The sequence below is a fragment of the Kitasatospora sp. NPDC001683 genome, assembly GCF_053596495.1.
This window is the reverse complement of sequence record NZ_JBSFGK010000185.1, coordinates 1-6,411: the sequence shown is the minus strand read 5'-3', so window position 1 is coordinate 6,411 and position 6,411 is coordinate 1. Positions and strand designations below refer to the sequence as shown.

Genomic DNA, 6,411 nt, shown 5'->3' with positions numbered 1-6,411 from the left:
GCGCCGTCGTCACCGACCCGAAGTTCGGGGACGGACCGACTTCCCGCGCCGCGGCGTTTTCCGGCTGCGTCGGGTCAGATCTGGACGCCGAAGTCCTGGGCGATGCCCGCCAGGCCGGAGGCGTAGCCCTGGCCGACCGCGCGGAACTTCCACTCGCCGTTGTTGCGGTAGAGCTCACCGAAGATCATCGCGGTCTCGGTGGCGGCGTCCTCGGAGAGGTCGTAGCGGGCGATCTCGGCGCCGCCGGCCGCGTTCACCACGCGGATGTGGGCGTTGCGGACCTGGCCGAAGTTCTGGCCGCGGGCGACGCCGTCGTAGATGGTGACCGGGAAGGTGATCTTGGCGGCCTCGGCGGGCAGGCCGGCCAGGTTGACGTTGATCGACTCGTCGTCGCCCGCGCCCTCACCGGTGCGGTTGTCACCGGTGTGCACGACGGTGTTGTCCGGCGTGCTGGTGTTGTTGAAGAACACGAAGTGCGCGTTGGACAGCACCTTGCCGTCCGCGTTCAGGACGATCGCGCTGGCGTCGAGGTCGAATTCGGCGCCGGTCGTGGTGCGGACGTCCCAGCCCAGGCCGATGGTGACCGCGGACAGGCCCGGGGCCTCCTTGGTCAGCGAGACGTTGCCACCCTTGGAGAGGCTCACTGGCATGGCGATTGCAGTCCCTTCGTTCGCTTTTCCCGGGACAACGCGGTACTCGGGCGGCTTGGTTCCGTGGATCCCGTGAATTCTTCGCAGGGTGTCAAACCCGGGCAAAGGAAGGGCAATGCAGTGGTCAGGCCGGTCGGTTCCGGGGGTCAGACCCGGGGGAACCGGCCCTGCAGGGTCCAGATGTTCGGGTTGTCGGCCAGGTCGGGGTGCATGTCGAACAGGTCGGCCAGGGTGTCCTGGAGGAAGTCCCGGGCCTCGCGCCGCAGCTCGCTGTGCCGGACCACGGCGGGCGGCTCGTCCCGCAGCCAGGTCGCGGTGATCTCGACCCAGTTGAAGCGGCGGGCGAAGCGCAGCAGTTCGGTGTTCTGGGTGAAGTCGAGGTCGGCGGTCTGCACCCGGGCGGCCCGGGAGCCGTCCGGGTCGCGGTCGAGCTGCTCGACGATGTCGCACAGCGCCCACGCGAAGTCCAGCACCGGCACCCAGCCCCAGCGGGTGGAGAGTTCGGTGCCCTCGGCGTCCAGGTAGACGTCGCCGCAGAACAGGTCGTACCGCAGCGAGCGCACGGGGGCGGTGCGGTAGTCGGTCTGCGGGGGGTCGGGGAAGCGGTTGGAGAGGGAGTAGCCGAGCTCGATCACGTACGCCATTGTCGGGGCTCGGGGCGCGCGCGGGTAACCGGGGGCGGGGGGCTGGAAGGGCGCGCCGGTGCCGAAAGGGAGAAGCGAGGGAGTGCCGACCGTCGGTGCCGGGTCCTGAGTGCCCTGGAGGCGAGCGGGTGAGTCCCCGCCCCGAGCCGAGGTGCGCCGGTGCCGAAAGGGAGAAGCGAGGGAGTGACGCAGGAGCGAGGGAGTGCCGACCGTCGGCGCCGGGTCATGAGCGCCCTGGAGGCGAGCGGGCGAGTAACGGATAACCGGGTGACCGGGCGGGGCCCGCGCGGGATGATGGGCGCATGTCCGAGCCCATCCGCGTACGGGGGTCGGTGGTCGTCCCCGACGCCGAGCTCCTCTGGCGCTTCTCGCGTTCCTCCGGCCCCGGCGGCCAGCACGTCAACACCTCCGACTCCAAGGCCGAGCTGCGCTTCGACGTGGCCGCCTCGAAGGCGCTGCCCGAGGTGTGGCGCACGCGTGCCCTGGAGCGGCTGGCGCACCGGCTGGTGGACGGCCGGGTGCTGGTGGTACAGGCCTCGGAGTACCGCTCCCAGTGGCGCAACCGGGAGGCGGCCGCGGCCCGGCTGGCGGCGGTGCTGAGCGAGGCGTGCGCCCCGCCGCCGAAGGCCCGGCGGGCGACCCGGCCGAGCCGGGGGATGGTCCAGCGGCGGCTGGACAACAAGCGGCACCGCTCCGAGCTCAAGCAGGGGCGGCGGGCGCCGCGCGGCGAGTAGCCGGACCCGGCTGTGGGCCCGGAGCCGCGGATTCGGTTCAGCCCAGCGCGCGGTAGCCGCCGCGGAAGTAGAGCAGCGGGCGGCCGCCGGGGGCGGGGACGGCGGCCTCCAGGACGCGGCCGATCAGCAGTGTGTGGTCGCCCGCGGGTATCCGCTGTTCGGTGCGGCACTCGACGGTGGCCAGCGCGCCCTCGATCAGCGGGGCGCCGGAGTGCGCGCCGCGGCGGTGCTCGGTCTCCGCGAACAGCAGCCGGTCGCTGAGCCGGCCCTTCATGGCGAAGCGGGAGCCGAGCGTCTTCTGCCCCTCGGCGAGCACCGAGACCGCCCACGTGTCGTTCCGGGAGAGCACCTCGTCCATCCGTGAGTCCTCGCGCACCGAGATCAGCACCAGCGGCGGGTCCAGTGACACGGAGAGGAAGGACGTGGCGGTCATGCCGACGTCCTCGCCGTCCTCCTCGTCGTGGACGGTCACCAGGCTGACGCCGGCGGCGAGCTGGGAGAGTGCTGCCCGGAACTCGTCGGGCGTGGCCTGGGGGGCAGCTTCGGGCTGCGGGGACGGGTACACGTACCGCACGGTAGTCGTCGCTCGCCGGGAACGGCATCGGGCCGTGGTCGTAGGACCACCGGTACAGGTCCGTAGCCGCCGGGGTGCGCTCACTCCCAAGGGTGAAGCGGGGGGACGGGCGGGTGCAGCGGACTTCAGCGCGCGGCCGATGCGGTCGACCAGGAGAAATGTTCCGATAGCGCTTTGTGTCCAGTTATGGGAGGGATGAACTGATTAAGGGTGCATTAGTGTCGTGTGATTTAAGTCACAAGTGGTGGCCTATTGCTGACCGAGCGTGCCGAACGCTGTGCTCCCTGTGATTCAGTTCTTCTGGCAATCGGACGATAACCAATCAAGAACTATCCGAAGCAGCCGGGGAGCCCCCGCATGGAAGCCGAGTCGGAGCCGTACGTCCGTCTCGCGACCCTCCGCACCTTGCACCGGGTCGTGGCGGACCTCAACGCTGCCCGCAGCCTGGCGGGGACGCTGCAGGCCGTCGTCGAGGGCGCGGTGCACGGGCTCGGCTTCGACGCCGCCGCGGTCAGCCTGGTCCGGCCGGACGGCGACCTCGTGGTGGCGGCCGTCTGGGAGCTGGAGGAGAGCCCGATGGGCGGGCCCTCGGTGCTGCTCGGCCAGGTCGGCTCACGGGAGTCCTGGGACCGGCTGCTCGGCGTCAGCGACCACTGGGGCACCCTGCGCTTCCTGCCGTACGACCGTGGCTGGGCCGTCGCCAGCGACATCCCGCGCTGGATCGGGGACGGCCCGCTGCCCGTCTACGCCAACGACTGGCACCCCGCCGACGGGCTGCTCGCCCCGATGTACAGCGCCGGCGGCGACCTGCTCGGCGTCCTCTCGGTGGACCGCCCGCGCAGCGGCAAGCGGCCCGGGGCGTGGACCCGGGAGGCGCTGGAGATGTTCTCGCTGCAGGCCTCCATCGCCATCGGCAACGCCCGGCTGCGGGCCGAGATGCAGCGGGCGCTGGCCCGGCTGGAGAAGGAGCAGCAGGCACTGCGGGCCAGCGAGGAAAGCTTCCGGCAGGCCTTCGAGTACGCGCCCAGCGGGATGGCCATCACCGAACTGCACGGCGCCGGGCGCGGCCAGCTGACCAGGGTCAACGACGCGCTCTGTCGCCTGCTCGGCCGCCCCCGCGCGGTGCTGCGCCAGCAGAGCTTCGCGGATCTGGTCCACCCCGAGGACCGGGCCCTGTTGGAACGCACCAGCGCCGAGAGCGGCCGGGCGGAACTGCGGCTGTCCCGGCGGGACGGCGGCTACCAGTGGGTCTGCCTGCGCAACTCGATCGTGGCGGACGCGGCCGAGGGCCCGAGCTTCCTGCTCACCCACGTCGAGGACATCGAGGACCGCAAGCGCCACGAACTCCAGCTCGCCCACCGGGCCAGCCACGACGCGCTCACCGGCCTGCCCAACGGCGCCGAGCTCAGGGCCCGGCTGGCCCGCCGGCTCTGCGCCGAGCCCCAGCCGGTCGGCGCCGCCGCCAAGCCCGGCGAGGCCGGCTACCCGCAGCCGTACGGCTACCCGGCCGACTCGTACAGCGCGCACACCGCGTACGAGGGCCTGGAGGGCGGGGACCCGTACACCGGGCCGGTGCACGGCTACGGGCCGGTCGAGGGCGGCCCGCCGCCCGGGCTCGGCGCGGGCTACGGGGAGCACGTGCACGCCGTGGTCCCGGCCGAGTACGGGCCGGCCGGCGACGCCTGGTCAGCGCCGTTCCGCCCCGGCCCGGCGGCGCCCACGGACAAGGGGCTCGCGGTGATCTTCTGCGACCTGGACGGCTTCAAGTCGATCAACGACCGGTTCGGCCACAACGCGGGCGACGCGGTGCTGGTCGAGGTCGCCCGGCGGCTGAGCGGGGCGGTCCGGGACGGCGACACGGTGGCCCGGCTGGGCGGCGACGAGTTCGTGGTGCTGGCCGACGGGATCGGCCGCGAGGAGGCCAAGGACCTCGCCCACCGGCTGCGCAACGCGATCATCCCGCCGATGCGGATCGACGGGCGGGCGATGCGGGTCGGGGTGAGCCTCGGGATCGGCTGGGCCGGCTGCGGGATGAGCACCGAGGAGGTGCTGCACACCGCGGACGAGCGGATGTACGACGAGAAGCGGGCCCGGGGCGGCGCGGTGCGCGGGGCCCGGGGCGAGCGCTCGCACCGGCGGGCGGGCTGACGGCGCACCGGCTGACGGCGCACCGGCGGGCGGGTTGACGGCGGACGCCGGTGGGTGGCGGGTCGGTCGGGTGCCGACCGTTCCGGGGCCGCACAGGTTACCCACGGGTTGTCAAGGGTTCTTTTCCGGCGGTCAGGTACGACAGGTAGGGTGCCCGGTACGACAGCGTCCATGATCTGCGCCGCCCGCAGCGCGGCGGCGCGCACCGGATGGGGGAACAGACCACCGTGACGACCGCCGGCGACAACGGAGTGCCCGAGGGCCAGGGGGGCGGTGCCCCGCAGGACGACGACCCGTTCGGCTACCTCTACCGCCCGGCCGACGGCTCCACCGGACAGCCGGCCGAGCCGCAGCAGGGAGTCCCCCGCACGCCGTACAGCCGGCCGATGGAGGTCGGTCGGGCGCAGTACGGCCCGCCGCGCACCCAGCAGCCGTACGGCCAGCCAGGCATGGCGCAGCCGCCGTACGGTCAGCCGGGGATGCCGCCGCAGGGCCAGTACGGCCAGCCGGGCGTTCCGCCGCAGCACGTCGAGTACGGCGTGCCCACCCAGCAGTCCCGCTACGCCGAGCACTCCCGGCCGCAGCCGGGGGACGAGCGGCCGAGCAGCGGCCGGAGCAAGGGCGCGGTGATCGGCGCGGTGGCCGTGGTCGCGGCGATCGCGATCGGCGCCGGGATCGCGCTCTCCACCGGGGATCCGGACGGCAACAAGGACGCCAAGGGCGGCACCACGACCACCGCCCCGCCGGCCCCCAGCACCCCGGCGACCAGCGCCACCAGCGGGACGCCCTCCCCGACGGCGAGTGCCACCGCCACCAACGGGCCGTCGACGGTGGACGCCGGGCAGCTGCAGGGCCAGAACGCGCCGTCGGGCAACAGCGTCAAGGGCGCCAAGTCCGCCGACGGCAGCTACCTGACGCTCCAGCAGGGCGGCTCGGTGACCTGGAGCGGCCAGATCGCCACGGCCGGGACGTACAAGCTGACGGTGCACTACAACAACGCCGGCGGGGACGTGAAGGGCGCGGCCGCGGTCAACGGCAAGGACTGGCCGAGTGGGCTGACGTACAAGAACTACTCGCCCGGCAAGGACCCGGCGTCGTCCTGGTACACCACCTGGATACTCCCGCAGTTCCAGGCCGGGGCGAACTCGGTCACCTTCACGGTGCCCTCCGGGCCGATCCTGATCGACCAGGTCACCATCGAGCCGAGCAGCTGAGGCCGGCCCAAGGTGTGAACGGCCGCCCGTCCCCGGTGGGGGCGGGCGGCCGTCGTGTTGCGGTCAGACCGACTTGACGGTTGGGAACCTGTCGCCGCCGAGGACCCAGCGGCCCTGGCGCATCACGGCGACCAGGTCGTAGCCGGTGGAGTCGACCACGACCAGGTCGGCGAGCTTGCCGGCCTCCAGGGTGCCGATGGAGTCGGCGAGGCCGAGCAGCCGGGCCGGGGTGGTGGAGAGCGACTCGACGGCCTGGCCGAAGGTCAGGCCGTTGACGGTGACCGAGCGCTTGAACGCCACGTCCAGGGTGAGGGTGGAGCCGGCGATCGCGCCGCCCTCGACCAGCCGGGCCACGCCGTCCTTGACCTCGACCTGGAGCGGGCCGAGTGGGTAGCGGCCGTCGCCCATGCCGGCGGCGCCCATGGCGTCGGTGATCAGGGCGACGCG

The 6,411-nt window shown here is 72.9% G+C and carries 7 protein-coding genes; 3 read left to right on the top strand and 4 right to left on the bottom strand.

Features of this window, described 5'->3' with window-relative positions; all coding sequences use genetic code 11:
- Positions 1 to 74: 74 nt before the first annotated feature.
- Positions 75 to 650: a TerD family protein gene (locus tag ACWCYO_RS39950; RefSeq protein WP_270145002.1), complete on the bottom strand. Its 576-nt coding sequence runs from the start codon at positions 648 to 650 to the stop codon at positions 75 to 77.
- Positions 651 to 796: 146 nt separating this feature from the next.
- Positions 797 to 1,294, bottom strand: a complete 498-nt coding sequence (locus ACWCYO_RS39945) for a hypothetical protein (RefSeq protein ID WP_405000663.1) — start codon at positions 1,292 to 1,294, stop codon at positions 797 to 799.
- A 302-nt stretch (positions 1,295 to 1,596) separates the two neighbouring features.
- Between ACWCYO_RS39945 and arfB the strand changes: the two genes are divergently transcribed.
- The gene (gene arfB / locus ACWCYO_RS39940) at positions 1,597 to 2,028 is read left to right on the top strand and encodes an alternative ribosome rescue aminoacyl-tRNA hydrolase ArfB (RefSeq protein ID WP_270144998.1); all 432 of its coding nucleotides are present in this window, start codon (positions 1,597 to 1,599) and stop codon (positions 2,026 to 2,028) included.
- A gap of 37 nt (positions 2,029 to 2,065) precedes the next feature.
- Here arfB and ACWCYO_RS39935 read toward each other — a convergent pair whose 3' ends face one another.
- The gene (locus tag ACWCYO_RS39935; protein ID WP_270144995.1) at positions 2,066 to 2,593 is read right to left on the bottom strand and encodes a flavin reductase family protein; all 528 of its coding nucleotides are present in this window, start codon (positions 2,591 to 2,593) and stop codon (positions 2,066 to 2,068) included.
- A gap of 366 nt (positions 2,594 to 2,959) precedes the next feature.
- Here ACWCYO_RS39935 and ACWCYO_RS39930 point away from each other — a divergent pair, with 366 nt between their 5' ends.
- Both ACWCYO_RS39930 and ACWCYO_RS39925 read left to right on the top strand, forming a co-directional pair.
- A complete protein-coding gene (locus ACWCYO_RS39930; RefSeq protein ID WP_270144992.1) occupies positions 2,960 to 4,750 on the top strand; it encodes a GGDEF domain-containing protein in 1,791 nt (596 codons plus the stop codon).
- 227 nt (positions 4,751 to 4,977) lie between these two features.
- The gene (locus ACWCYO_RS39925) at positions 4,978 to 5,964 is read left to right on the top strand and encodes a hypothetical protein (protein WP_449786969.1); all 987 of its coding nucleotides are present in this window, start codon (positions 4,978 to 4,980) and stop codon (positions 5,962 to 5,964) included.
- A gap of 63 nt (positions 5,965 to 6,027) precedes the next feature.
- On the opposite strand, the gene ACWCYO_RS39920 is transcribed toward ACWCYO_RS39925, so the two are convergent.
- Positions 6,028 to 6,411, bottom strand: a 384-nt coding sequence (locus ACWCYO_RS39920) for an amidohydrolase family protein (RefSeq protein ID WP_449786968.1), incomplete at its 5' end; no start/stop codon positions are given.

Excerpts from the sequence above, each read along its gene's own strand:
- ACWCYO_RS39950 (WP_270145002.1), bottom strand. The coding sequence starts at position 650 with ATGCCAGTGAGCCTCTCCAAGGGTGGCAACGTCTCGCTGACCAAGGAG.
- ACWCYO_RS39945 (WP_405000663.1), bottom strand. The coding sequence starts at position 1,294 with ATGGCGTACGTGATCGAGCTCGGCTACTCCCTCTCCAACCGCTTCCCC.
- arfB (WP_270144998.1), top strand. The coding sequence starts at position 1,597 with ATGTCCGAGCCCATCCGCGTACGGGGGTCGGTGGTCGTCCCCGACGCC.
- ACWCYO_RS39930 (WP_270144992.1), top strand. The coding sequence starts at position 2,960 with ATGGAAGCCGAGTCGGAGCCGTACGTCCGTCTCGCGACCCTCCGCACC.